Origin of the sequence: Sphingomonas sp. CARO-RG-8B-R24-01 (assembly GCF_022662295.1) — a bacterium.
Taxonomy (GTDB): domain Bacteria; phylum Pseudomonadota; class Alphaproteobacteria; order Sphingomonadales; family Sphingomonadaceae; genus Sphingomonas.
Genome location: NZ_JAKNQI010000005.1, coordinates 178135 through 200681 on the forward strand (window position 1 = coordinate 178135; position 22547 = coordinate 200681).

Consider the following 22547-nt stretch of genomic DNA (forward strand, 5'->3'; position numbering starts at 1 on the left):
GTGATCCAATCGCTGCTCATCGCCAATCGCGGCGAGATCGCCTGCCGCATCATTCGCACCGCGCGCGCCATGGGGGTGCGGACGGTCGCGGTCTATTCCGATGCGGATGCCGAGGCGCTCCACGTCCGCGAGGCGGACGAGGCGGTCCACATCGGTCCGAGCCCGGCGCGCGAAAGCTATCTGCGCGGCGACCGGATCATCGCCGCCGCGCAGCAGAGCGGCGCCGAGGCGATCCACCCAGGCTACGGTTTTCTCTCGGAAAACGCGGACTTCGCGCAAAGCGTGATCGATGCCGGGCTGATCTGGGTTGGCCCCAATCCCGACAGCATCCGCGCGATGGGGCTGAAGGACGCCGCCAAGGCCCGGATGATCGAAGCGGGTGTGCCCGTCACGCCCGGCTATTTGGGGGATGACCAGTCGCCCGAGCGGCTCGCGACGGAAGCGGCGGCGGTGGGCTATCCGGTGCTCATCAAGGCTGTCGCAGGCGGCGGCGGCAAGGGCATGCGGCGTGTCGATGCGGCCGAGGACTTTGCGGCCGCTTTGCTGTCGTGCCAGCGCGAGGCGGCATCGTCCTTCGGCAATACGCAGGTGCTGATCGAGAAATACGTCCTCTCCCCGCGCCATATCGAGGTGCAGGTGTTCGGCGACAGCCATGGCAACGTCGTGCACCTGTTCGAGCGCGATTGCTCGCTCCAGCGGCGGCACCAGAAGGTGATCGAGGAAGCGCCCGCGCCGGGCATGGACGCGGCGACGCGCGAGGCAATCTGCGCGGCGGCGGTCCGGGCGGCCAAGGCGGTCGACTATGTCGGCGCGGGCACGATCGAATTCATCGCCGACGGGACTGATGGACTGCGCGCCGATCGCATCTGGTTCATGGAAATGAACACCCGGCTTCAGGTCGAGCATCCGGTGACGGAAGAGATCACCGGGGTCGATCTGGTCGAATGGCAGCTGCGCGTCGCGAGCGGCGAACCGCTTCCGCTGCGCCAGGACGCGCTTGCGATCGACGGTTGGGCGATGGAAGCGCGACTCTATGCCGAAAACCCGGCGACGGGCTTTCTCCCCTCGACCGGCCCGCTCGAGCATCTTGCGCTGCCGGGCTTCGCGCGGATCGAGACCGGCGTGGAGGAAGGCGGGAGCGTCACGCCGTTCTACGACCCGATGATCGCCAAGCTGGTCGTCCATGCACCGAGCCGGGAGCAGGCGATTGATCGGCTGTGGGACGCGGTGACCGACGTCGAGGTCTGGCCGGTCCAGACCAACGCCGGTTTCCTCGGCCGCTTATGCGAGGACCCCGAGTTCCGCGCGGGCACGATGGATACCGGCTTGATCGGACGCCGCGGCGACGCGCTCGCCAATCCGCTGGCGGTCGAGGCGGACGCTCTCCAGGCGGTCGCCGCCGCGCTGGTCGCAGGTGATGCCAATACGCCGTGGACGGCTGGCAGCGGGTTCCGGCTCAACGGTCCGGCCCGCCGGACCGTCCGGATCGTGGATCAAGCCGGGCAGGTCCATACGGTCGAGGACGTGGTACCTGACACGGATGTTGCCGAGGAGGAGATCACGCTGTTCGCGCTGGGCGATGCGCGCTCCTACCGGTTGTGGCGCGGCTATGGGACCGCGACCGGAGCGGCGGCGGATGGTGCGATCCTGTCGCCAATGCCGGGCCGGATCATCGCCGTCGACGTGGCCGAAGGCGACGTCGTGACCAAGGGCCAGAAGCTCGTCACGCTGGAAGCGATGAAGATGGAGCACAGCCTGACCGCGCCGTTCGACGGGACGGTCGCCGCACTGACGGCGACCGCTGGCGGCCAAGTCAACGAGGGGATGGTGCTGGTTCTGATCACGCGGGGAGAACCGGGGCCGGAAACGCCCTGACTGCGGGAACAGGCATGGCGGGGGTGGGTGCGCGTTTCGCCGGCACCCGGATACGCGTCGTCGAGCGTATCGGCTGCCGGGGGATTGTCCTGCCGGATCGGGCGGTTGGAGCGCGCGGCCCGCAGGGTCATTCGCGATGAAAGAAAAAGCTGCCGGTATCGCTACCGACCGGCACAATCTTGCGACAAGTGGTCGTTACCGAACCGCAATCCTTGCGCCACCGCAACAGACCGGAAACCAGATGACGCGATCGACTGTGCTTTTGACGCTGGCCCTCGCCGCGGCGCCCTCCATGGCGCTGGCGCAGCAAGCATCTGCCCCGACCAAGCCGTCGACGCCGACGCCCGGGGCGAGCGAAGGTGCAGGCGAGGGGGGCGACGAAGGCCCGGACATCGTCGTTCAGGGCGCGAAACAGCCAGGGTCCGTCGTAGGCGACATTCCGCCCGAGCAGCAACTCAGCCCTGCGGACATCCGCTCCTACGGGGTCGGCTCGGTGACGGAATTGCTGGCCGAACTGAGCCCGCAGATTCGCAGCGATCGGGGCAGCGGCGGCGCGCCGGTGGTGCTGATCGATGGCAAACGCATCTCGGGTTTCCAGGAAATTCGGGACTTGCCGACTGAAGCGATCCAGCGCGTCGACATTCTTCCCGAGGAAGTCGCGCTGAAATACGGCTATCGCGCGGATCAGAAGGTGGTGAACTTCGTCCTTCGCCGGCGCTTCCGCGCCGCGACGGTCGAACTGGCCGACCGTCTGGCGACCGAAGGGGGCCGGAATGCGCCACAGGGGGAGCTCGACCTGCTCAAGATCGCGCGGAGCGGACGGCTTAATCTTCATCTCGAATATCAGGGAGCGAACGCCCTGACCGAGAATGAACGTGGCATTCAGCGGACGCCGACCCCCTTCGCCATCGGCGGAAATGTCGTGGGTGTTGCAGGCGCGGCGATCGATCCCGCGCTCGGCGCGGCGCCGATTGCCGGCGTGCCCAGTGCGAACCCCTCGCTGGCCGCCTTTGCCGGTACCGCGGGGCGGGCCAATACGACCGACGTGACGCCCTATCGAACGCTGCTGCCGCAAACCGAGACGTTCAACGCCAACGCGACCTATGCGCGGACGTTGGGAAAAGTGTCCGCGACGGTCAACGCCACGCTCGGCACGACGAGCAGCGACGCGTTGCTGGGGCTGCCGACGGTCGCATTGACCCTGCCGGCGGGCAACCCGTTTTCGCCATTTGCCAATACGGTCCAGGTGGATCGCGCGCTGACGGGGGATTATTTGCCGTTGGCGCAACACGGGTCGACCGTCGCCGCGCATTTCGGAACGGTACTCAACGGGGTGATCGGGACGTGGCAATGGTCGGTAACCGGGGCCTACGATCATAGCGAAGCGAAGACCTTCACCGATACCGGCTTCGACAGCAGCGCCTTCCAGGCGCGCCTGACGGCGAACGATCCCTCCGCCAATCCCTTCGGCGCGATTTCGCCCGGTCTGATCGGCCCCCTGCCGTCCAGCAGCGGGTATTCGGTGTCGAACGAGACACAGGTCGACGCGCTGCTCAACGGCAGCCTGTTCAAGCTTCCCGCCGGCGACGTCACCACCAGCGTGCACCTTGGCGGAGACATCAATGATTTCAGCAGCCGATCGTATCGCGCCGCGCTGACATCGACCGGCGCGGTGTCGCGCAAGACGGTTAGCGGCCAGGTGAACGTCGACGTCCCGCTGACCAGCCGCGGGAAGGACGTGCTGGCGGCCATCGGCAGTCTGTCGGTCAACGGCAACATCGCGGTCGATCATCTTTCCGACTTCGGAACGCTCAAGACCATCGGTTATGGCCTGAACTGGTCCCCGGTCGTACCATTGCGGATCATTGCGTCGGTGACCGATCAGGACGGCGCGCCAACGCCGCAGCAACTCGGCAATCCGCAGATTACGACGCCCAATATCGCGGTGTTCGACTATGTCCTTGGTCAGAATGCGGTGGTGACGACGCTCTCGGGCGGCAACCCGAACCTGCGCGCCAGCAACGGCCATACCGTGAAGATCGGCGCGACCCTCAAGCCGTGGAGTTCCAAGCAGCTTTCGCTGTCGGCAAATTACGTCCAGGCGCGCGTGGAAAATCCGATCGTGGCGTTCCCGACCGCGACCGCCGCGATCGAAGCCGCCTTCCCGGATCGCTTCGTCCGCGACGCGGGTGGCGTGCTGCAGCGGCTCGATACGCGACCGATCAACTTTGCGGAGACCAGTCGATCGGAATTGCGCTGGGGCATCAATTTTTCCGCACCGCTCAAATCCAAGCTGCAAAAGCAGATCGCGGCGTGGCGCGCCGGAACCGGACCCAATCCCTTTGCGGGGTTGCGATTGCCGGGCGGCCTGGCCCGGCTTGCCCAACAAAGCGGGGCACCTGGTGGCGCGCCCGGTGCAGCTGGCGCCCCGGGCGGTGCCGGCCCGGCGGGTGGACCGGGCGGCGGTGGACCGGGGGGCGGTGGACCCGGCGGCGGTGGCCGCGGGTTCGGCGGCGGTGGCGGACGGGGGAATGCCGGCGGACGCTTGCAATTCGCGCTCTACCACACGTGGCACTTTACGGACCGCGTGCTGGTCCAACAGGGCGGCCCGGCGCTCGACCTCCTCAACGGCGATGCAATCGGATCGAGCGGTGGCCAGCCACGCCACGAGCTCGAAGGGCAGGCAGGCTACAACAACAACGGGCTAGGCGTTCGATTCTCGGCGAATTGGCAAAGCGCGACGAGCGTCAACGGCGGTACGATCGGCAATCCCCAGACGTTGCGTTTTTCGGATCTCGGAACGGTCGGCGTCCGTCTGTTCGGAGACCTCGGGCAGCGGCTCGATCTGGTCAAGGCACACCCGTGGATGCGCGGCATGCGGGTGGCGGTGTCCGTCGACAACCTGTTCGACTCGCGGCAACGCGTCACCGGTGCCGACGGCACGACGCCCGTCGCGTACCAGCCGGGGTATTTGAACCCGCTGGGGCGAACCGTAAGGTTGTCGATCCGCAAGCTGTTCCTGTAACGCGCCTTTGCGACACAATCCCTGTGCTCTGGCGCCGGGTCAGCGCGTTATTCGGCGTCCACCATTGCCCCCATGGCACGCTTCGCCGAGAGCGAATGGCGCGCCGCGGCTAGCGTGCTGCACAGCCTGCGCGCGGTCTCCTCGACCGATTGCAGCATTTCCCGCGCATATTGCGGGTTGAGGTCATCGACGACAGCCTCGAAATGGGTATGGCCGCCATCCTGCATCCCGAAAATCGACAGCAGGTAGCGATCGAACGCCTGGTGCAGCGACATCCATTGGCCCTGTTCCTCCAGCCATGCCCGCGTCGTCGCCGAGGTTGAGAACGTCGCGAACGTCCGGCCTTCGAGCACCGCGTCCGGGATGTTCTTCACGATCGCTTCCGGGGTCAAAGCAGCACCGAGCACGCGGTCGACATACCCCTTGATGATCGCAGGCGGCATTCCGAACCAAAGCGGATAGACGAAGACGACGACGTCCGCCTGCCGCAACAGGCCGAGCTCACGCGAGACATCGTTGGACAGGTGATTGCCGAGCGTCCCCGGCCGGTGGTCGGCGCGCAACCGCGGATCGAAATCGAGCGCATACAGATCGCGCAAGTCGGCCTCCTGCCCACAGGCGCGGACGGTCGAGCAATAGCGGTCGGCGATCGCATGGTTGAAACTGTCCGCGGCGGGATGGCCCAGCACGACGACATGGCGGAGCGCCTGCGCGGTAGCGGTGAAGTGGGCCATGGTGATACTCCTGCCGGAAATGCGCCCCACGCCGGCCGAACGGGGAGGATCGGCCGGCATGGAATCGACGTTGCCGCATTCTGCGCCGCTGACTGGCGGCTCGGTATCCGTAGACTTACGCAGTCACGATTGGCGCGCGCGCAGCGTGATGCCGATCACACGCGGCTCGCTCGGCGTTCCCAGGATGAGGCCGGAATTGCCCGCCTGGATCGTCAGGTTCTGGATATAGTTGGTGTCGAAGAGGTTGCGCACGAACACCGCGACTTCCAACCCGCTCGCCGCCCGGAACCCGAGGCTGGCGTTGGTCTGGTTGAAGCCGTCGATCAGCGTGTATTTTGATAGCGTCGGATCACCGTAATAGCTGGTGCGGAAGTTCGAATCACCGTGCAGGATGACGGCGCCTGACCTGAACGGCACCGCATAATTCAATCCGATCGTTTCCGACCATTTGGACAGGCCCGCAAGCGGCCGTCCGGTAAGGTTGCAGGCGGTCGTCGCATTGGTCTGCACTTCCAGCGGACATGGCCCGGCCGGATAGTCCTTGTAGCGGCCATCCGCATAAGCGACGTTGCCGCGCAGTTGCAGATTACGGGTGATCTGCGCCGTGACGTCGGCCTCCGCCCCCTTGACGGTGACTTTCGGGATGTTCGACAAATACCCTCGCAGGGCGACCGTCTGAGAACTGTCGACCAGCGTTGCCTGAAAATCGCGCACATCCGTCAGGTATCCCGCGAGGTTCACCGTAAGTCGCCGATCGAACAGTTGCGACTTCACCCCGATCTCATAGGTTTGATTGCGTTCCGGGCGGATTACCGCAGTGGTCAGGACGGCCTGGTTCTGCGTGTTCAGCGGCAAGCCCGAAAGGTTGATACCGCCCGACTTGAACCCACGGGCATAGCTGCCGTACGCCAGGACCTGGTCCGTCATTTGCCATGCCAGGTTGGCACGTCCCGACAGATTGCTTTCCGTGTCGTGCGCGTCGTAGCTTTGCGGGCGCAGCACGCCGAGCTTCGCATTCAATAGCGCGGGGTTATTCGTTTGCAGTCCGCCGAAGACGAAGGTGGCATAATTGCCGTCCTTGACCTCATAGGTGTAACGCAGGCCACCGGTTGCCGTGACCCGTGGCAGGATCTTGTAGTTGAGCTCGGCGAAGGCGGCGTAGCTGTCCTCCTTCAGGCGGGTACTGCCGTCGGTACCATATCCGTCGAGGAGATTGGCGGGTACGGCGACGGCATTGGCGCCGGTGCCGGTCGTCGGGCCGATCAGCCAATAGGCTGCCTGCGATCCGTAGACGCTGTTCGGCCGACCGACGATTTTCTGGTCGAAATAGTAGAGTCCGGCCACGTAGCCGAGCCGATGTTCGCCGTTGGACGCAAGACGCAGTTCCTGGCTGAACTGATCCTGCCGCGACGGAATATGCTGGATTTGCTGGATCGGAAGGCCGGTATAGTCGCGGTCGTTGGCGGCATCCCAGTTCCAGAAGCGCCACGCACTGACCGAGGTGAGCGTGCCAAACCCGAGGTTCCAGTCAGCGATCGCCGACACGCCGCCTTCGCTGGTGTTGACCCCGAGGGGGGCATCGATGTCGGTGACGCGGTCATAGGGATTGGTGCTCGGCGGCGCATAGTTGAGCCCGGCCGCCAGCGCCGCATATTGCCGCGCGGCTGGGCGCAGGCTCTGTCCGACGCGCAGATACACCTGGGTGCAGCATTCGCTCTCGAAATTGGTGAAGTCCGCGGTCACGCGCAGCGAAACGTCCGTGGTCGGGCGGAACAGCAACTGGCCGCGGATCGCCTGAGTGCCGATGCCGTTCTGCTTCGCGCCGCTGACGGCATTGCGGATGAAGCCATCCCGACGGGTGGTCACGCCGGAAAGGCGGAAGGCGAGAGTGTCCCCGACCAGCGGACCCGATGCCGACACCTTCGCCTGAACGAAATTATAGCTGCCGACCGACACCTCTTCGCTGGCTTCGGGAGTGAAGGTCGGCAAGCGGGTCACGACGTTGATCGCGCCCGCGGTGGTGTTTTTCCCGAACAGCGTACCTTGGGGGCCGCGCAGAACTTCGATCCGCTCGATATCCGAAAAATCGAAGGCGGCGGTGGCCGGGCGAGCGTGATACACCTGGTCGACGTAGAAGCCGACCCCCGGTTCGAGGCCGTCGTTTGCCTGGCTTACGGCGACGACGCTGCTGCCCAGTCCGCGGATCGTGAACGCCGTGTTGCGCGGATTCGCCGAGCTGTAAGCCAGGCTGGGTACCAGCAAGCTGAGCTGCTGCGTATTGACCGTATAGGATCGGTCGATCAGCCCGCCGTCGACGACGGATACGGCGAGCGGGACCTGTTCCAGATTTTCGGCACGCCGCCGTGCCGTTACGACGATATTGCCGCCGGACGCCGCTGTTTGCGCGTCAGGGAGGGTTGTGGCGGAGGTGAGCGGCGCCGCGGTATCGCATGCGTGCGCCACACCCGCATAGCCGATCGCCCAAACCGCCGCCGATGCCAGCGCGGCCCAATTCCCAGTTCGCATGTCGTCCCCATTGATCTGTCTCTGCTCGACGACACGCTATATATCGTGAGATATAGTCCTGCCTAGCCGACGCGTGCCGGAAAGCCGAGTAAGCAGAAAAAAGGCCCCGGTTTCCCGGGGCCTTGAGGATCAATTTGTAAACCGCCGAGGATCGGGGAGGGGGCGGCGGTTCCTTGGGTCGCTGAGGGTTGGTCAGTCGAGCCCGACTTCGCGCGAAGCCAGGGGCTGCTTCGGCGAAAGCGTGGCCATTTCGGCGCGAGCGATCTGGCGGCAATTGTGCGGCTGGAAGATCAGGCCCTTGCCGGTCTGCATGTGAGGTTGGCGAAGTTGGCACCGGGCGAAAGCATTCTGTTCGGTAGCCGAGAGGCTTGTCACGCGATCCTTACCACCGCTTGCAACAGCCGGGGCAAAGGCCAGGATCAGCGCGGGAACGGCCGCAATCGTGAAGGCGGTGCGAAACATGGGGATCGTCTCCGGTGGGATTCTATTCCGCGGAGATAGGAGGGTGGCTTTTCCATCCCTTCGCTGATCTGTGAGGAAACGTTGCTCGGCGCCGGCGGTATCGCCTTGCCCCGGAGGTGCGTTGACCGAACAGGTAGGTATCCGTACCGGAACCCTCCAACCCCGAACGGTTAGATGTGCTGCTTATGACGACACCGCCTACGATCGTACTCGTCGAGGACGACCCCGCGCTGCGCACGCTGACCACTCGTGCGTTGCAGGAACATGGCTACCTCGTCCGGCCTGCCGCGTCGGCGCCGGAGATGTGGCTGGCGATGGAGGCGGGGCCGGTCGACCTCGTCCTGCTCGACATCATGCTGCCGGGCACCGACGGGATCGAACTGTGCCGCAAGCTGCGCCAGCAGAGCAACGTGCCGATCATTTTCGTCAGCGCGCGCGGCAGTGAGACCGACCGCGTCGTCGGCCTTGAGCTTGGTGCGGATGACTATCTGGCCAAGCCGTTCGGCACGCGCGAACTGACAGCCCGCATTCGCGCCGTGCTCCGGCGGGTAGATGCGCCGCGGGACGCGCGTGACCGCGAGCAGGGGTTGCTTAGCTTCGATGGTTGGACCGTCAATCTGCCGCGCCGCGAATTGCGCTCGCCCAGCGGGGCCGTGGTCGACCTGACCGGCGCCGAATTCGATCTCCTGACCAGCCTGCTCGACCACGCAGGCCGGGTGATCGCGCGGGAGCGGCTGATCGAACTGTCACGGACCCGTATGGGCGACAGCACCGATCGCAGCGTCGACGTTCTGGTCAGCCGGCTGCGGCGCAAGCTCTCGGTCGGTGATCGGCCCCCGCCGATCGTAACGGTGCGCGGCGTCGGATACATGTTCAACGCGACCGTCGAGCGTTCCTGATGCCCACCGTGCGGCCTTCGTTCGGCTTGATCGGACGGGTCGTGGCCATCCTGCTGTTCGCGACGCTCGTCGAGTTCGGGATGAGCACGGTGTTGTACGAACGCGCCAGCCAGTTTTCGGTCCGCGACGATGAAGGCCGACGGCTGGCCGAGCATCTGGTGATTGCCCGGCGTCTCATGGCGGAGCATCCGGTTGCGGAACGATCGGCGATGGCGCGATCTGTATCGACGGCCCATTACGCGATGGCATGGCGGACCGAGGCTCCGCCACCCAGCGATCCGGCGCTTTCCGAAATGCGCGCGAAAGTGCTGGCGTGGGAGCCCGTACTGCAATCCGCCCCGTTGCGGATGCGGCTCGAACCCGCGCTGGCAGGCTCCTTCGTAGCGGGCGCGGCGGCCTTGCCGGATGGTAGCTGGCTGTATTTCCGGACCGCCGAAGCGATCGACAGCCTCGACCAGTCGCGAAACCGCATCCTCATCGCCCTTGGCATTGCGGGCGTGGTGATGGCGCTGGGCGGCGGACTGATCGGACGGACGCTTCGTCCGATGCGGCTGCTGGCGAGTGCAGCGGACCGCTTCGGTACTGCGCAGGCGGCACCACTCGCGGAGGAAGGGCCGGCCGAAGTACGCCGCGTGATCGTAGCCTTCAATCGCATGCAGGCCCGGATTCAGCAGCTCATCGCCGACCGCACCCAGGCACTCGCAGCGGTCGGCCACGATATCCGGACGCCGCTTGCGCGCTTGCGGTTGCGGGCCGAGAGCGTGCAGACGGATGCCGTGCGCGACGAGATCCTCGACGACGTCGCGGAAATGGACGCGATGGTGGGATCGCTGCTGGCTTTTCTCGGCGGCGAGGATGATCCGGAGAAGCCCGTACTGGCCGATCTGGCCGTGCTGTGTGCAACGCTGGCCGACGATGCCGCGGATCACGGGCGTGCGGTGACCTATATCGGGCCGGATCATCTCGATCATGTCTTTCGACAGCTCGGTCTGAAGCGGGCTCTTTCCAATCTGGTGGAGAATGGCCTTCATCACGGCGATCACGTTACGATTTCGCTGGCCACGGACAGCGGGACGGTGACGGCCTGCGTGGAGGACGACGGCCCCGGTATCCCGGATTCGCAGTTGCAGAGCGTGCTCGAGCCGTTCGTGCGGCTCGATACGGCCCGGCGGCGAGACACGCAGGGACTTGGCCTGGGGCTGGCGATCGTATTGCGCGCGGTCGAGCTCGAGAAGGGGGGCCTGCTGCTGAGCAACCGGCCGCAGGGAGGATTACGCGCGGAGATCCGGTTGCCGCGCGCCCTATAACGCGATCCCGGGCAGCATCGCGGTAAGGGTGCCGAGCCCGCCAGGCCAGTTGCGCAGCGCCGTCACTGATCGTGATTCCGGCGGAAACGTTTTTTTACAAACCTGCCGCGTTGCAGCAAAGGGCGCTGGCTATCTCATCCTGTGAAATCCGCGCAGTCCCCAAGCGCGGTAAAGAGCAGGAGCAAAGTCCATGAACGAGCTCATCGGTCGCATCTTCGATTTCCAGAAGAACGTCTTTCCCCACCAGAGCAAATTGTACGCCAACCTCGCCGCGAACGGCCAGCGCCCCAAGGCGTTGATCGTGTCGTGCGCGGACTCACGGGTCGTGCCGGAAGAAATACTCCAGGCCGCCCCCGGCGATCTTTTCGTGTGCCGGAACGCCGGCAACATCGTGCCCCCGTTCAGCACCGCCAATGGCGGTGTGACGTCGACGGTCGAATTCGCCGTGATGGCCTTGGGCGTCCGCGACATCATCGTCTGCGGCCACTCGGACTGCGGCGCGATGAAGGCCCTGATGAACCCGGCATCGCTGAGTACCATGCCCAATGTGGCAGCGTGGCTGAGGCACAGTCACGCTGCACACAGCGTGGTGAGCGATGGCTACCCGGAACTCGCGGGTACCGAGCAGGTCCGTGCGGCCGCCCTCGAGAACGTCGTCGTGCAGCTGGCGCACCTGCGGACGCATCCGTCGGTCGCGTCCGGCATTGCCCGCGGTGAACTGGCGCTACACGGCTGGTTCTTCGACATTCACAATGGCGTGGTGCTGGCGCTGGACGGCATTACCGGCCGCTTCGAGGAAATTCGCGACGATCGCCCGATGCCGGTCGCGCTCGCTGCGCAGCAGCGGCTTGCGGCCGGCGAGCCTCTCCTGGAGGCGGCGGAATGACCGCACTCGGTTTGAAGCTTCCGACATTGGCCATTGCTTCGCGGGACTTGACGGCGTCGATCGTCGTGTTTCTCGTCGCGATGCCGCTGTGCATGGGCATCGCGGTCGCTTCGGGCGTTCCCCCCGAGAAGGGGCTGATCACCGGCATCATCGGCGGCATCATCGTCGGTGCATTCTCCGGCTCCCCGCTGCAGGTCTCCGGGCCGGCGGCGGGGCTTGCCGTGGTGGTATTCGAACTGGTTCGGGACAAGGGCCTGTCCGCGCTCGGGCCGATCCTCATTCTCGCCGGCCTGATCCAGCTGGTCGCCGGCATCCTGAAAGTGGGCGGATGGTTTCGCGCCATCTCGCCCGCGGTCGTACACGGGATGCTCGCTGGGATCGGTGTCCTGATCGTCGTCGGACAGTTTCACGTCCTCTTCGATGCGAAGCCGCTGCCGAGCGGATTGCAGAACCTCGTCGCCATTCCGGAACGGCTGCTTGGCCTGTCGCCGGTCAACCTGTCGAACGTCGAGCATGCGTTCATGATCGGCGTTCTCACGATCCTCGCGATGCTTGGGTGGGAACGTTTCCGTCCGGCCGCGCTCAAGCAGGTTCCCGCTGCGCTCGTCGGGGTGCTGATCGGCACACTGACCGCCTATACCCTGGGTCTGCAGATCAACCGGGTCGATGTGCCGCAGTCGATCGTCGCCGCGATTACGCTTCCCGGACCGACGTTCCTTGCCAAGTGGATGGATCCGTCGATCATCGTCGCAGCGCTCGCCATCGCCTTCATCGCCAGCGCCGAGACCCTCCTGTCGGCGGCCGCCGTCGACCGGATGCACAGCGGTGTTCGGACAAACTACAACAAGGAGCTTCGCGCGCAGGGGATCGGCAACCTGTTGTGCGGCGTGGCGGGTGCGTTGCCGATGACCGGCGTGATCGTGCGCAGTTCTGCCAATGTGCAGGCGGGCGCGACGACCCGGTTGTCGACCATGTTGCACGGGGTCTGGATCCTTGGTTTCGTGGCGCTCCTTCCATGGCTGCTGCGGGAGATCCCAATGGCGGCGCTCGGTGCCGTGCTCGTCATCACCGGCATGCGTCTGGTCAGCCTCGCGCACGTCAAACATCTGTTTCACAGTTACGGGGTCTTGCCGGCGCTGATCTGGGCGGTGACCCTGGTCGTTGTCGTGACGGAAGATCTGCTGACCGGCGTATTGGTCGGGATCGCGCTGTCGCTGCTCGAACTCGTGCCGCATGCACGACGCCTCCGGCTCAACGTCGTGCGGCCGGGCGCGGCCGCCAATGGCGACATGGCCCTGTCGGGTAGCGCGACGTTCGTCACCCTGCCCAAACTGTCCGATACGCTCGACTCGCTCCCGCTGCGGGGCCCGGACCATGGGTTCGTGCGGATGGACGTCTCGGGACTGACCAAGGTCGACCACACCTGCGCCGAGTTGATGAAGGAGTTCATGGCGCGGCGTCGGGCAGGGGGGAACCCGGTCGAGCTGACGGGCGCTTCGCCCAGCCTGGCAGCGATGATCGCCTGACCCGATCCCCGGCGCGGCAATGCTTTGTTACAAGCCAGCAAGGCTGCCGTGCCGGATGGATGGTAGTGGATTCGGGTTCGAGCGGACCGTTCCCCATTGTCCACCATGACGATGAGAGGGTCGGCAGCTTGGCCCCAGGCGGGAACCTTTCCTTGGATCAGAAGGGTATCCCATGTTTCGTCATTGTATCGCTGTCTCCCTGTGCCTGCTGGCCGTACCGGCTGTTGCGCAGGATACCGCCCCGCCACCGCCGGTCACGGTTACCGGCACTGTGGCGCTTGTGTCGGATTACCGCTTTCGTGGCGTCTCTCAGTCCGACGAGGCGTTTGCGCTGCAGGGCGGCGCCACGCTGACGCATGAAAGCGGGTTTTACGGTGGCTTCTGGGGCTCGAACCTGGCGGGCTGGGGTACGTTCGGCGGTGCCAATCTCGAACTCGATCTGATCGGTGGCTACAAACGCGCGATCGGAAGCGGCACGATCGATGTCGGCGTGACCTGGTACATGTACCCCGGCGGCGCGGACACTACCGACTTCGCCGAGCCCTATGCCAAAATCAGTGGCACGCTTGGCCCGGCGACGTTGCTGGGCGGGGTGGCCTACGCGCCCAAGCAGCGGGCACTCGGCAACTTTTCGAATACGCCGCAAAGTCGGGGGCAAAGCGAGGACAACCTCTATCTGTGGGGGGACGCAAGCGTCGGCGTTCCGACGACCAAGCTCACGGCCAAGGCGCACATCGGCTATTCGGACGGCAATCCCGGGCTAGGGCCTAACGGGACCAGCGTCGCGCCGACGGGAAAGTATTGGGACTGGCTGCTCGGGCTCGACTATGTGATCGGACCGGTGACGCTCGGGGCAGCGTATGTCGACACCGATATCAGTCGGTCGGAGGCGGCCTATCTCCAGCCCAATTTCTCGCGCACCAAGAACGGCGAGTCCATCGCCAACGGCAAGGTGCTATTCTCCGTAACCGCCGCATTCTGACAGAAGCGCCAAAGGACACCGCACGGTGTCCACGGTAATGTTCCCATCCACGGGAACGGTGGCCAGCCGCCAAGCGCTATGGGCGCTGGACGGGTGGTCAAGAAGCGCGGGGGGTGCCGGTGTGTCCCCTGCGCTTCCGCCGCGGCCCCGGCAGTATATCGAGAGAATGACGCATGAGTGACCGGATCCTGATCTTCTACGGCTCTTATCGATCGGATCGGCAGGGGATCCGCCTGGCGGACTATCTCGTCCAATCGTTCGCGGAGCGTGGTGCGGACGTCGAACTGATCGACGCCAAGGCGATCGATCTTCCGATGCTGGACCGGATGTACAAGGAGTATGAGGCCGGGACGGCGCCAGCTGCGCTTGAGGCGCTCGCAGGGAAGATCCGCGCCGCCGACGCATTCGTGTTCGTGGCAGGCGAATATAATTGGGGGGTGCAGCCCGGGCTCAAGAACCTGACGGATCATTTCCTGGAGGAATGGTATTGGCGCCCGGCGGCGGTGGCGAGCTATTCGGCGGGGCGTCTGGCCGGCGTGCGCGGGGCGATGGCCTGGCATGGAATTCTCTCGGAAATGGGCATGATCGTCACATCGACGCCCCTTGCGGTCGGAGGAATCGGCAAGGCGTTCGACGATGAAGGCCAGCCATCGGGCGAGGGCGGGGCCGCGGCGGCGAAGGCGTTTCCTCGCTTTGCCGACGATCTCGCCTGGTGGACCGAAGCGGCCCGCGCGCAGCGGGCGCGCCGTAGCCCGCCGTATTGACGGTCAGGCGGACCACGCCGCCAGATCGTCCTGTTCGCCGATCAGTGCCAGTCCATGCGCGATCGAGGTAAGCTCGCCGCCTGTGGCGATGCGATCGTCGCCGAACCGCTCCGTGAACATGCGACGGACCCGTGGCGTCAACGACGAACCGCCGGTCAGGAACACCCGGTCAATCTCCCTCGAGCCGATCGCCGCGACAGTCAGCACGCGGTCGACGGCTTCCTCGATCCGCGCGATGTCGGGCGCAATCCAGCTTTCGAACTGTGCGCGCGTGACGTCCGCCTCGATCGACAGGCCGCCACCGGTGAAACGAAAGCTGGCATGCTCCGCCGCCGACAGGTCCCGTTTGACCTGTCCGACGGCCTCGTGCAGCTGAAACCCGAGTTCCTCTTCGATCACGGCGATCATCCGCCCGATCGCCGCCGGATCTAGGGCGGATTTGCGAAGCTTCTCGAGCTCGGCGATCGTGCGCCGATTGCGCATCAGCGCCAGCCTCGACCAGTCGGCGAAATCGGCAAAATAGCCGCGCGGGATTTCGAGGACCTTGTCGAAGGATCGATAGGACGTGCCCTTTCCGAGCAGCGGCATGACCAGCTGGTCGACGATCCGCGCGTCGAACCGGTCGCCCGCGATCCCGACACCGGCGTGACCCAGCGGCACGCAGCGCCGCGCCGCGCCGGGCGCCTCGATGCGCACCGCCGAAAAATCGCTCGTGCCTCCACCGAAATCCGCGACAAGGATCGTTGCCGGCTCGCTGATCCGAGAGGCGTAGCTGAACGCGGCGCCCAGTGGCTCGTAAACGTAATGGACGTCTGTCCCGAGTTTGGCGAACATTAGGTCGTAGCGCTGCCGTGCGAGAGCGGCGTCGGGGCGGTATCCGGCATATTCTACAGGGCGTCCCACGACGACGCGCGACGCGCGCTCTAGCAGGCCGCCGGATCGTGCGGCCATCTTGGCAAGGAACGTCTGCCCGAGATCCTCGAAGCGATACCGTCGCTCGAAGATGGTCGCATGTTCGAAACTCGGGTTCGCGGCAACGGACTTGAACGATTGGAGGAAGCGGCTGCCTTGCGGGTATTCGAGATATTCCGCGATCGCCCACGGCCCTGCTTCGGCGGCGATGCCGCCGGCGACCGAGTCCTCTTCCCAGAAACACAGCGCCGACCGGAACGCCGCGTCGGGGCCATGGGGCGACTGGAGCGGCAGCAGTTCGGAAATGCCCTCGCGTGCCATCGCGGCAACAGAGTTGGTGGTTCCGAAATCAAGGCCGAGCGTGAAGGGGGCGGATGCGGAATGCGGATCAGACATGGGAGATGCCGCTACACACCATCGTGCCCGAGCGCAAAGCCGTACCCGCGGCGATCCGTTCCGGCCTTGCCGTCAGCGTTCGGCAGGCCAGAAGATGGGAGTGTCGCCGGGTTTCCAGGGTTTGTGCCGCTCCATGACGGCAGCGAACAAGGGGGACTCGCCATGTTCCAGCAACCAGGCCCGTACCCGTGGCAGGGGCTGTCGATCGAACCAAGGAGGGTCGACTCTTGCGAATTGACGGACGAACGGCTTGATCGCAGCATCGGTGATCGAGCGGATGGGACGGCACAGGTTGCCGTTTTGCGCCAACCGATCCTCCAGCATCGCAAGCCAGGTACAAGCCGCCGATCGATGCGCAAGCGCGTCGGTATCGAAGCGCTCGGGATATTTGTAGCGATCGAGGTGATGTTTGAAACGATCGTCACAGTCCGCGATCAGCGTGGCATCATCGCTCTCCATCCAGCGTTCGGGATCGTGGCGGCCGAGCGCCCATCGCATGATGTCGAGGCTCTGGTCGATGATCGCACCCGTCGCCAGCGCCAGCACGGGAACGGTCGCCTTGGGCGATATCGCAAGCATCGCATCCGGCTTGTCGCGCAACACTACCTCACGGAGTTCCACCACCTGGCCGCTGATGGCGAGAGCGAAGCGCGCGCGCATCGCATAGGGACATCGCCGAAAGCTGTAGAGCGTATCGGGCATCGTCAGCGATCGTTCCGGCGCGCCAGCGCAATGCCGGCGAGGTTCTGTGTCCGCTTGATGTAGCGGATCGGCGGCAGGGCTCCGTCCGTCAGTGCCATGAGGGTCGATAGATGCTGATCGCCCGATCCTCGACAGCGCTGCGTCCCCCGTACCTGTGCAATGACCGCCGCTGCGTCGCCGAGCAGGACATACCCGCCGTGATCCAGCCCGAGATCGCGCGCCAACCGCTCCGCCGCGATCAGCGCGTGCCATTCGGCATCCATGCTCGATCCATCGCCGAGATCGTCCTGGATCATGGCCTTTCCCTTGGCGACAACCGCGATTTCCATGCGGCCGGGATTGGGACGGCAGCCGCCGTCGAAGAACAGTTTTACGCGACCAGACATCGGGCGGGGGTATTTATCCAATTCGGCAACGCCCGGAACGAACGCAGCGGCAGGCAGATACAAACTCCTGGAGCAGAGGACCAGTCAGCCTGCCTTGTCCATCGCATCCGCAAGCGTCGGGAAGGTCGCTGCTACCGACTTCTGCTCGGGCAGGATATAGACGGTTCCATCGGCGGGCCTGAACAGCGGCGCCACGACCGTTTCGTAGAAGATCCGCGGGACGTTGATACAGCCGAAGGATACGCGATTATCGTCGGTGGTCGGGGTCGCCAGACGGGTCAGGCGGTGTTCGCTTCGGCTGGTCGTGACGACGCGGTGGAGCGATAGACCGCTGTCATAGTCGATCCACAACACATCCTCGTGGAGGTCGCGGCCCATGTGCGCCTCGAACCGACCGGCTTGCGTGATACGGTCGGCAGGCCCGATCTGTGCAAGCGTCCGGGTGCCGATACCCGCCGGAGGGACGTCGCCCCGCGCTGCGCCCAGCAGCGCGGGGCTCGTGTCCCGAAGTTTGCCCGACGCGTCGAACGCGAAAACCCGGGCCGCGACTTTGTCGACAATCAGGAATGGTCGGGCATGATTATCGCCCGACGTCATGATCCTCGATACGAGCGCACGGACGGGGGGCGTGCCGTCATCGGAGGCCATCGCTTGGCCAGCACCGACGACGGAGGCTTGTCCGGCCGCCGGAAGGCATAGACAGAGTGCCATCCCTGCCGAGACCAGGAGCCGCTGGCCGATCACGTCAGTTGCGAGCCTGCTTGGCGGGAAGAACACGCGCCGGATGCGGCTGGGGAGCCTGGTATGCAGGTACCATCGGTTGGACCGGCGGAACTGGCTGAACCGGCGGCGGGGGCAGCAACGTCTGCAGGCCCGGCGGCGGCGGGGTGACGATGATGACCGGCGGCGGCGACGGACGATACGGACGTTCCGGCACGGGGACTGGCTGGAGAACCACCGGCGGGGCGGTGGGCGGCCCTGCCGTCGACCCGACCGGAACGATCGTGACCGGCGGGGTTCCGCTGGTATCGCCGGGCGTTATCACGACGACGACCGGAGTGGTGACCACAGGCGTGGATCCGACGGGCGTCGTGACGACCGGCGTCGTCACGACCGGTGGGGTGTCGACCGGTGTCGTCACCGGGGGCGTGACCACCGGCGGGGTTACGACCGGTGGCGTCACGACGGCGGCCGGGGTGATGGTCCCGCTGGTCCGGAAGGTGGACACGCAGCAAGACCCCGCCAAAGCGTATTGCCCGGCATTTGCGCCCGCAAGCGAATAGCCCGAGAACGTGATGCCGATGTTCGTCCCGGCACTGGCGGTGTCGTAGGTCGCGCTGGCATCGGCACCGGCAACCAGGGTCACGCCAGCGGGCAGTCCGGTGACCGTGGTTCCGTTGAAACCGGCCAGCGAAGCGGTGGTCGTTCCGTCCGCTACCTTCGTGCTGCCCGGAAAGACCAGCATGCGCTGCGCCACGGTCGCCCCGAGGCTGAGCGTGAAGAACCCGGAATAATCCGTCGGGGCGGAATAGGAGACGGGGTTATAGTTGATCATCACCGCCGCATTGGGACCGGTGACGGTGACCGGGGCTGTTCCCGGGGCGAACGTAAGGGTCCCTCCGCCGACGCCCGGCCCAGTCCCCGAAGCCCCTGCAATGATCAGGAGACCCGGTTGTAGACCAAGGCTTTGCGCGGGGATCGTCGAACCGCGGGTGAGGGTGACCGACGCAGCGATAAAGGCATCGACGCCGGCACACAGCGCGATGTTGCCGTCCGTCGTTGTGATCGCCGCCAGCACGTTTACGTTGCGCCCGGCGTTCAGCAGGATGCTGCCGTTGGTCGTCGTCAGCGCGGCGTTGACGACGACGTCGCGGCCGCAGCATGCGACGATGTTGCCATTGGTCGCGCTAACCGAATTGTTGAAGACGACATCGCGGTCCGCATTCAGCCGAAGCGTGGTCGTACTGGGGGTTGCCGTCCAGGCGACCGCATCGTTGACGATAATGTCGCCATTCCCGGGCGCGGTCGTGCCGATTGCCGTCGTGGGCGGAGTGCCCGGCGTCGTAACCGTACCGGTTGGCAAGGTGCTGATGGTCACACTGTTGGTAACCAGCATCGCCGACAGCGTCGCGCCGGAGATGTTGCCGCCAGCCCCGATGATGAAGTCTTGCGGATCGATCAGCCACAGTCCGGTAGCACCCGCGGGCGACAGGGTCGACACGTGCGCGGCGTCGCTGATCGTCACGCTTGCGGCGGACGTCTCGACGAACCCGCCATTGCCGCCATCGGGCGCGCTTGCGTCGAGCGACCCGGCGAGGTTCACGGTCCCGTTCTGCATGTCGCCGAGGAGCTTGATCGTCCCGCCACGGGTATCGATCGTGCGGGCTTCAACGACACCGCTATTGTTGACCACGGTGCCGAGCAGCGTTCCCGCTCCCTGGGTGGTCATCAGCACGGTGCCGCCGTTCGCGCGGATCAAGCCGCCGTTGCGCACGAGTGCGCCAACCGTACCGGCATCGACCACGACATTCAGCAAACCGTCGCCAGCGACATCCAGCGTGATCGCTTCGCCGCCTGCGAGCGCAACCGTCCCCAGCCGTGCGGAAATCGTGCCGTCATTCGCGACGCGACCGCCAAGTAACGCGACGTAGCCGCCATCTGCCGCCGTGATCGTTCCCTGGTTCAGCACCGATCCCGTGCCGGAGCCGCTGAACTTGTACTTACCCGCCATGAAGTCGGCGTCCGCGATGTTCAGCGTCGAGGCGACGAGGCCGCCAACGTTGACCTGCGATCCTGCACCGAACACAACGCCATTCGGGTTGACCAGGAAGACCTTCCCGTTCGCGTTGAGATTACCGAGGATCTGCGACGGGTCAGGGCCGACGACCCGGTTGAGGGCGACGGAGTTGCTGTCTGGCTGCACAAAATTGACGCTGTTGCCCGCAGCGATGTCGAAGCTCTGCCAGTTGAGGGCGGCGGCATGGCTCGACTGAGTAACCGTGACGCTGTTGGCGCCCGTTGCGATATTGGCACTGCCCGCCGTAACGGATCCGCCGGTCGGGAGTGGCTGTGCCTGCGCATAGGCCTGACCACCCATGCCGACCGAGGCAAGGATGCCAATCAGCGCGATCCGCATCAAGCCGGGGAGACCGGTCGTTTCCAGGAGGGCTTTGCGGTGCGGGCGGGGCGTGAAAACATGTCCGATGGTGGTCATGAACGAGATCCCTTGAATAGCGAGTACAGACGGCAGCGCAGACGCGTGCGTCAGAAGGTCTTGGCGACCTGGAACCAGAATTGCCCCGCGCGATCGGGCGCGGACGTCGCGGCGACGTCGCCGATCTTTCGGGCATAGGTTCCGCGGAGTGTGAAGTTCTCCGGTGCCATCCAGGCGATGCCGCCGCCATAGCCGCTGCGTTGGGTGTGGTTGCGGCCGACGAACCACTTGTCCTTCGAATATTGCACATGGCCGGTGTCGACGAAGCCGATCAACTGAAGTTGCCCGGGGAAGCCCCGCGTCCAGTCGCTGACCATCAGACGCGCTTCGGCGGTGGCGATATAGCCCTGGTCGCCATAGGCTTCGCCTTCGGGGTAAGCTCGGACGTTATACGCGCCGCCCAGTTCCATTTTTTCGGACGTGTCGAGATTGTCGAGCGCCACCTGTCCGCGCACCGCACCATAGAGCGACAGGGGACCCGAGACCGATTGGAGCCGCGCCGCACTGAAATTGAACTTGTTGAACGTGCCGTTGCTGCGCGCCGTGAGCGCGTCGGCCGCCCGATCGAGCGGCGTTCGCAGGTCCAGGTCGCCGATGGTCCAGCCGACAGAGAAGACGTTCAGGCCCCCACCGCCAAGTCCGTCACGCGTATTGCCGTTCAGTCCGAGCGTTCCGGTCTTGCTCATCCGCCGTGAACGGCTTCCGGTAAGATCGATCCGGTCGTCGTACCATTTCGCGTCGAGCTCGCCGACTGCGTACAGATTGGCGTTGCGGGAACGCACCAGCGGGTAGCTGGCATAGACGGCGGCGATGTCCGCGGTTCCATGCGCATTCAGGCTCTCGAACTCATGGCTGAGATCGTAGCGGAAATGCGCGTATGCCGCGCCGACGGTCAGGTTGCCGACTGGAACCTGCCAGGACGCGCGGCCATACGCCATGCCTTCCGTCGAGGCGAGCACCCGGAAACCGAGCGTATCGCCGAGCCCGGTCGCATTGTTGAGATTGATCGAGCCGCCGCCGCGATAGGCCCCGGTATAGCGGTTGCCCGCGTTGTCGACCGAGACATCGCCCGTCACGCGGCGACCGGGCGCCAGCGCCACGTTAAGATTGGACGCGCCAAAGTCCGTACCCGGCGAGAGCGTCGACTGTACCGCAACGCCGGGGATATCGGACAACAACAGCAAACGGCGCTCCAGCGGCGCGCTCGCGACGATGTCGCCGGTGTCGATTCCGCGCAGGATGCCGCGCGCGACGCCTGGTTTGAAGTTGGTCGCATTGTCGATCGTCACGGCGCCGTACCGGCCTTCGATGACTGCGATCGTCACCGATCCGCCCTGAACGTCCTGGGCGGGCAAATATGCCTGCGCCAGGAAATAACCGCGAGCCTTGTAAAAGGCGGCGATCCGCGCTGCGGCGGCGCGCAATTCGTAGAGGTTGAGGTTACTGCCGGCAGTCACGCCACTGGCGGCGAGGAGCGTTCCCTCGTCATACAGCGTCTCACCGCTGATCCGCAGGGTGGAAACGCGGATGCGCGGTCCGGCCGGATCCACATCCGGGGCCGCTGCTGGCGGAGCGACGACCAATCCGGGATCGGCGCGAAGCGTCGTCGGGGCAGGGGGAATCTGCTGAAGCTGACCCCCGGCCGAAGGCACGCGCTGGGCATGCAATGCCGGAGCAGTAGCGAGCAAGATTAGCGAAAAATACCGGATTTTCATACGCACGCCCCGGACAACATCGACAAATGCCGGACGCACGGCCCACACCGGGCATGCGCCGCCAACCTTCGGATTGTTTGCTGGTTGTCCGAATTACGCTTCGGGACAGGGCGGATCGCCCGTGGCAGTGCTTGCCATCGCGAACACAATGCGTAATGCGATGAATGGTTCCGGTGAAGCGATGAAATGTCAATTATAGTGTTAGTAACAAATGATACCTAATATGCACTATTTCA

General features: G+C 65.2%; 17 protein-coding genes. 8 read left to right on the forward strand and 9 right to left on the reverse strand.

Going from position 1 to position 22547, the window contains the following annotated elements:
- The gene (locus tag L8G49_RS11935; protein ID WP_242185946.1) at nt 1–1875 is read left to right on the forward strand and encodes an acetyl/propionyl/methylcrotonyl-CoA carboxylase subunit alpha; all 1875 of its coding nucleotides are present in this window, start codon (nt 1–3) and stop codon (nt 1873–1875) included.
- 241 nt (nt 1876–2116) lie between these two features.
- Nucleotides 2117–4900, forward strand: a complete 2784-nt coding sequence (locus L8G49_RS11940; RefSeq protein WP_242185948.1) for a TonB-dependent receptor — start codon at nt 2117–2119, stop codon at nt 4898–4900.
- A 47-nt stretch (nt 4901–4947) separates the two neighbouring features.
- On the opposite strand, the gene L8G49_RS11945 is transcribed toward L8G49_RS11940, so the two are convergent.
- The 3 genes from L8G49_RS11945 to L8G49_RS11955 form a co-directional block, all read right to left on the reverse strand.
- Nucleotides 4948–5634 carry an NAD(P)H-dependent oxidoreductase gene (locus L8G49_RS11945; protein WP_242185950.1) on the reverse strand — a complete coding sequence of 229 codons (687 nt, stop codon included), beginning with the start codon at nt 5632–5634 and terminating at the stop codon, nt 4948–4950.
- Nucleotides 5635–5757: 123 nt separating this feature from the next.
- Nucleotides 5758–8160 (reverse strand): TonB-dependent receptor, encoded by a 2403-nt coding sequence (locus L8G49_RS11950; RefSeq protein ID WP_242185952.1) that lies wholly within the window; start codon nt 8158–8160, stop codon nt 5758–5760.
- A 192-nt stretch (nt 8161–8352) separates the two neighbouring features.
- Complete coding sequence (locus L8G49_RS11955) at nt 8353–8622, reverse strand: hypothetical protein (protein ID WP_242138917.1); 270 nt, start codon at nt 8620–8622, stop codon at nt 8353–8355.
- A gap of 185 nt (nt 8623–8807) precedes the next feature.
- On the opposite strand from L8G49_RS11955, the gene L8G49_RS11960 reads away from it, so the two are divergent.
- From L8G49_RS11960 to L8G49_RS11985, 6 genes are all read left to right on the forward strand, one after another.
- Nucleotides 8808–9521, forward strand: a complete 714-nt coding sequence (locus L8G49_RS11960) for a response regulator transcription factor (RefSeq protein WP_242185955.1) — start codon at nt 8808–8810, stop codon at nt 9519–9521.
- A complete protein-coding gene (locus tag L8G49_RS11965) occupies nt 9518–10828 on the forward strand; it encodes an ATP-binding protein (RefSeq protein ID WP_242186108.1) in 1311 nt (436 codons plus the stop codon). Before L8G49_RS11960 ends, L8G49_RS11965 begins: the two co-directional genes overlap by 4 nt.
- 190 nt (nt 10829–11018) lie before the next feature.
- Entirely contained in the window at nt 11019–11714 is a 696-nt protein-coding gene (locus tag L8G49_RS11970; protein ID WP_242138919.1) for a carbonic anhydrase, read from the forward strand.
- A complete protein-coding gene (locus L8G49_RS11975; protein WP_242185957.1) occupies nt 11711–13240 on the forward strand; it encodes a SulP family inorganic anion transporter in 1530 nt (509 codons plus the stop codon). The genes L8G49_RS11970 and L8G49_RS11975 overlap by 4 nt, the downstream gene beginning before the upstream one ends.
- 172 nt (nt 13241–13412) lie before the next feature.
- Nucleotides 13413–14222 carry a TorF family putative porin gene (locus L8G49_RS11980; RefSeq protein WP_242138921.1) on the forward strand — a complete coding sequence of 270 codons (810 nt, stop codon included), beginning with the start codon at nt 13413–13415 and terminating at the stop codon, nt 14220–14222.
- Between the two features lie 173 nt (nt 14223–14395).
- On the forward strand, nt 14396–14986 hold the full coding sequence (locus tag L8G49_RS11985; protein WP_242185960.1) for an NAD(P)H-dependent oxidoreductase: 591 nt from the start codon (nt 14396–14398) through the stop codon (nt 14984–14986).
- 3 nt (nt 14987–14989) lie between these two features.
- On the opposite strand, the gene L8G49_RS11990 is transcribed toward L8G49_RS11985, so the two are convergent.
- The 6 genes from L8G49_RS11990 to L8G49_RS12020 all read right to left on the reverse strand — a co-directional run bounded on the left by L8G49_RS11990 (nt 14990) and on the right by L8G49_RS12020 (nt 22248).
- Nucleotides 14990–16294 carry an Hsp70 family protein gene (locus tag L8G49_RS11990; RefSeq protein ID WP_242185962.1) on the reverse strand — a complete coding sequence of 435 codons (1305 nt, stop codon included), beginning with the start codon at nt 16292–16294 and terminating at the stop codon, nt 14990–14992.
- A 72-nt stretch (nt 16295–16366) separates the two neighbouring features.
- Entirely contained in the window at nt 16367–16996 is a 630-nt protein-coding gene (locus L8G49_RS11995; protein ID WP_242185964.1) for a glutathione S-transferase, read from the reverse strand.
- 2 nt (nt 16997–16998) lie between these two features.
- The gene (locus L8G49_RS12000) at nt 16999–17382 is read right to left on the reverse strand and encodes a ribonuclease HI (protein WP_242185966.1); all 384 of its coding nucleotides are present in this window, start codon (nt 17380–17382) and stop codon (nt 16999–17001) included.
- A gap of 84 nt (nt 17383–17466) precedes the next feature.
- Nucleotides 17467–18030 (reverse strand): L,D-transpeptidase, encoded by a 564-nt coding sequence (locus L8G49_RS12005; protein WP_242185967.1) that lies wholly within the window; start codon nt 18028–18030, stop codon nt 17467–17469.
- Nucleotides 18031–18127: 97 nt separating this feature from the next.
- A complete protein-coding gene (locus L8G49_RS21015; protein ID WP_277923238.1) occupies nt 18128–20596 on the reverse strand; it encodes a filamentous hemagglutinin N-terminal domain-containing protein in 2469 nt (822 codons plus the stop codon).
- A 50-nt stretch (nt 20597–20646) separates the two neighbouring features.
- Nucleotides 20647–22248, reverse strand: a complete 1602-nt coding sequence (locus L8G49_RS12020) for a ShlB/FhaC/HecB family hemolysin secretion/activation protein (protein WP_242185968.1) — start codon at nt 22246–22248, stop codon at nt 20647–20649.
- Nucleotides 22249–22547: the final 299 nt, after the last annotated feature.

Coding starts and splice junctions, on each gene's coding strand:
- L8G49_RS11940 (WP_242185948.1), top strand. CDS start 2,117: ATGACGCGATCGACTGTGCTTTTGACGCTGGCCCTCGCCGCGGCGCCC.
- L8G49_RS11945 (WP_242185950.1), bottom strand. CDS start 5,634: ATGGCCCACTTCACCGCTACCGCGCAGGCGCTCCGCCATGTCGTCGTG.
- L8G49_RS11950 (WP_242185952.1), bottom strand. CDS start 8,160: ATGCGAACTGGGAATTGGGCCGCGCTGGCATCGGCGGCGGTTTGGGCG.
- L8G49_RS11955 (WP_242138917.1), bottom strand. CDS start 8,622: ATGTTTCGCACCGCCTTCACGATTGCGGCCGTTCCCGCGCTGATCCTG.
- L8G49_RS11960 (WP_242185955.1), top strand. CDS start 8,808: ATGACGACACCGCCTACGATCGTACTCGTCGAGGACGACCCCGCGCTG.
- L8G49_RS11970 (WP_242138919.1), top strand. CDS start 11,019: ATGAACGAGCTCATCGGTCGCATCTTCGATTTCCAGAAGAACGTCTTT.
- L8G49_RS11975 (WP_242185957.1), top strand. CDS start 11,711: ATGACCGCACTCGGTTTGAAGCTTCCGACATTGGCCATTGCTTCGCGG.
- L8G49_RS11980 (WP_242138921.1), top strand. CDS start 13,413: ATGTTTCGTCATTGTATCGCTGTCTCCCTGTGCCTGCTGGCCGTACCG.
- L8G49_RS11985 (WP_242185960.1), top strand. CDS start 14,396: ATGAGTGACCGGATCCTGATCTTCTACGGCTCTTATCGATCGGATCGG.
- L8G49_RS11990 (WP_242185962.1), bottom strand. CDS start 16,294: ATGTCTGATCCGCATTCCGCATCCGCCCCCTTCACGCTCGGCCTTGAT.
- L8G49_RS11995 (WP_242185964.1), bottom strand. CDS start 16,996: ATGCCCGATACGCTCTACAGCTTTCGGCGATGTCCCTATGCGATGCGC.
- L8G49_RS12000 (WP_242185966.1), bottom strand. CDS start 17,382: ATGTCTGGTCGCGTAAAACTGTTCTTCGACGGCGGCTGCCGTCCCAAT.
- L8G49_RS12005 (WP_242185967.1), bottom strand. CDS start 18,030: ATGGCCTCCGATGACGGCACGCCCCCCGTCCGTGCGCTCGTATCGAGG.
- L8G49_RS21015 (WP_277923238.1), bottom strand. CDS start 20,596: ATGACCACCATCGGACATGTTTTCACGCCCCGCCCGCACCGCAAAGCC.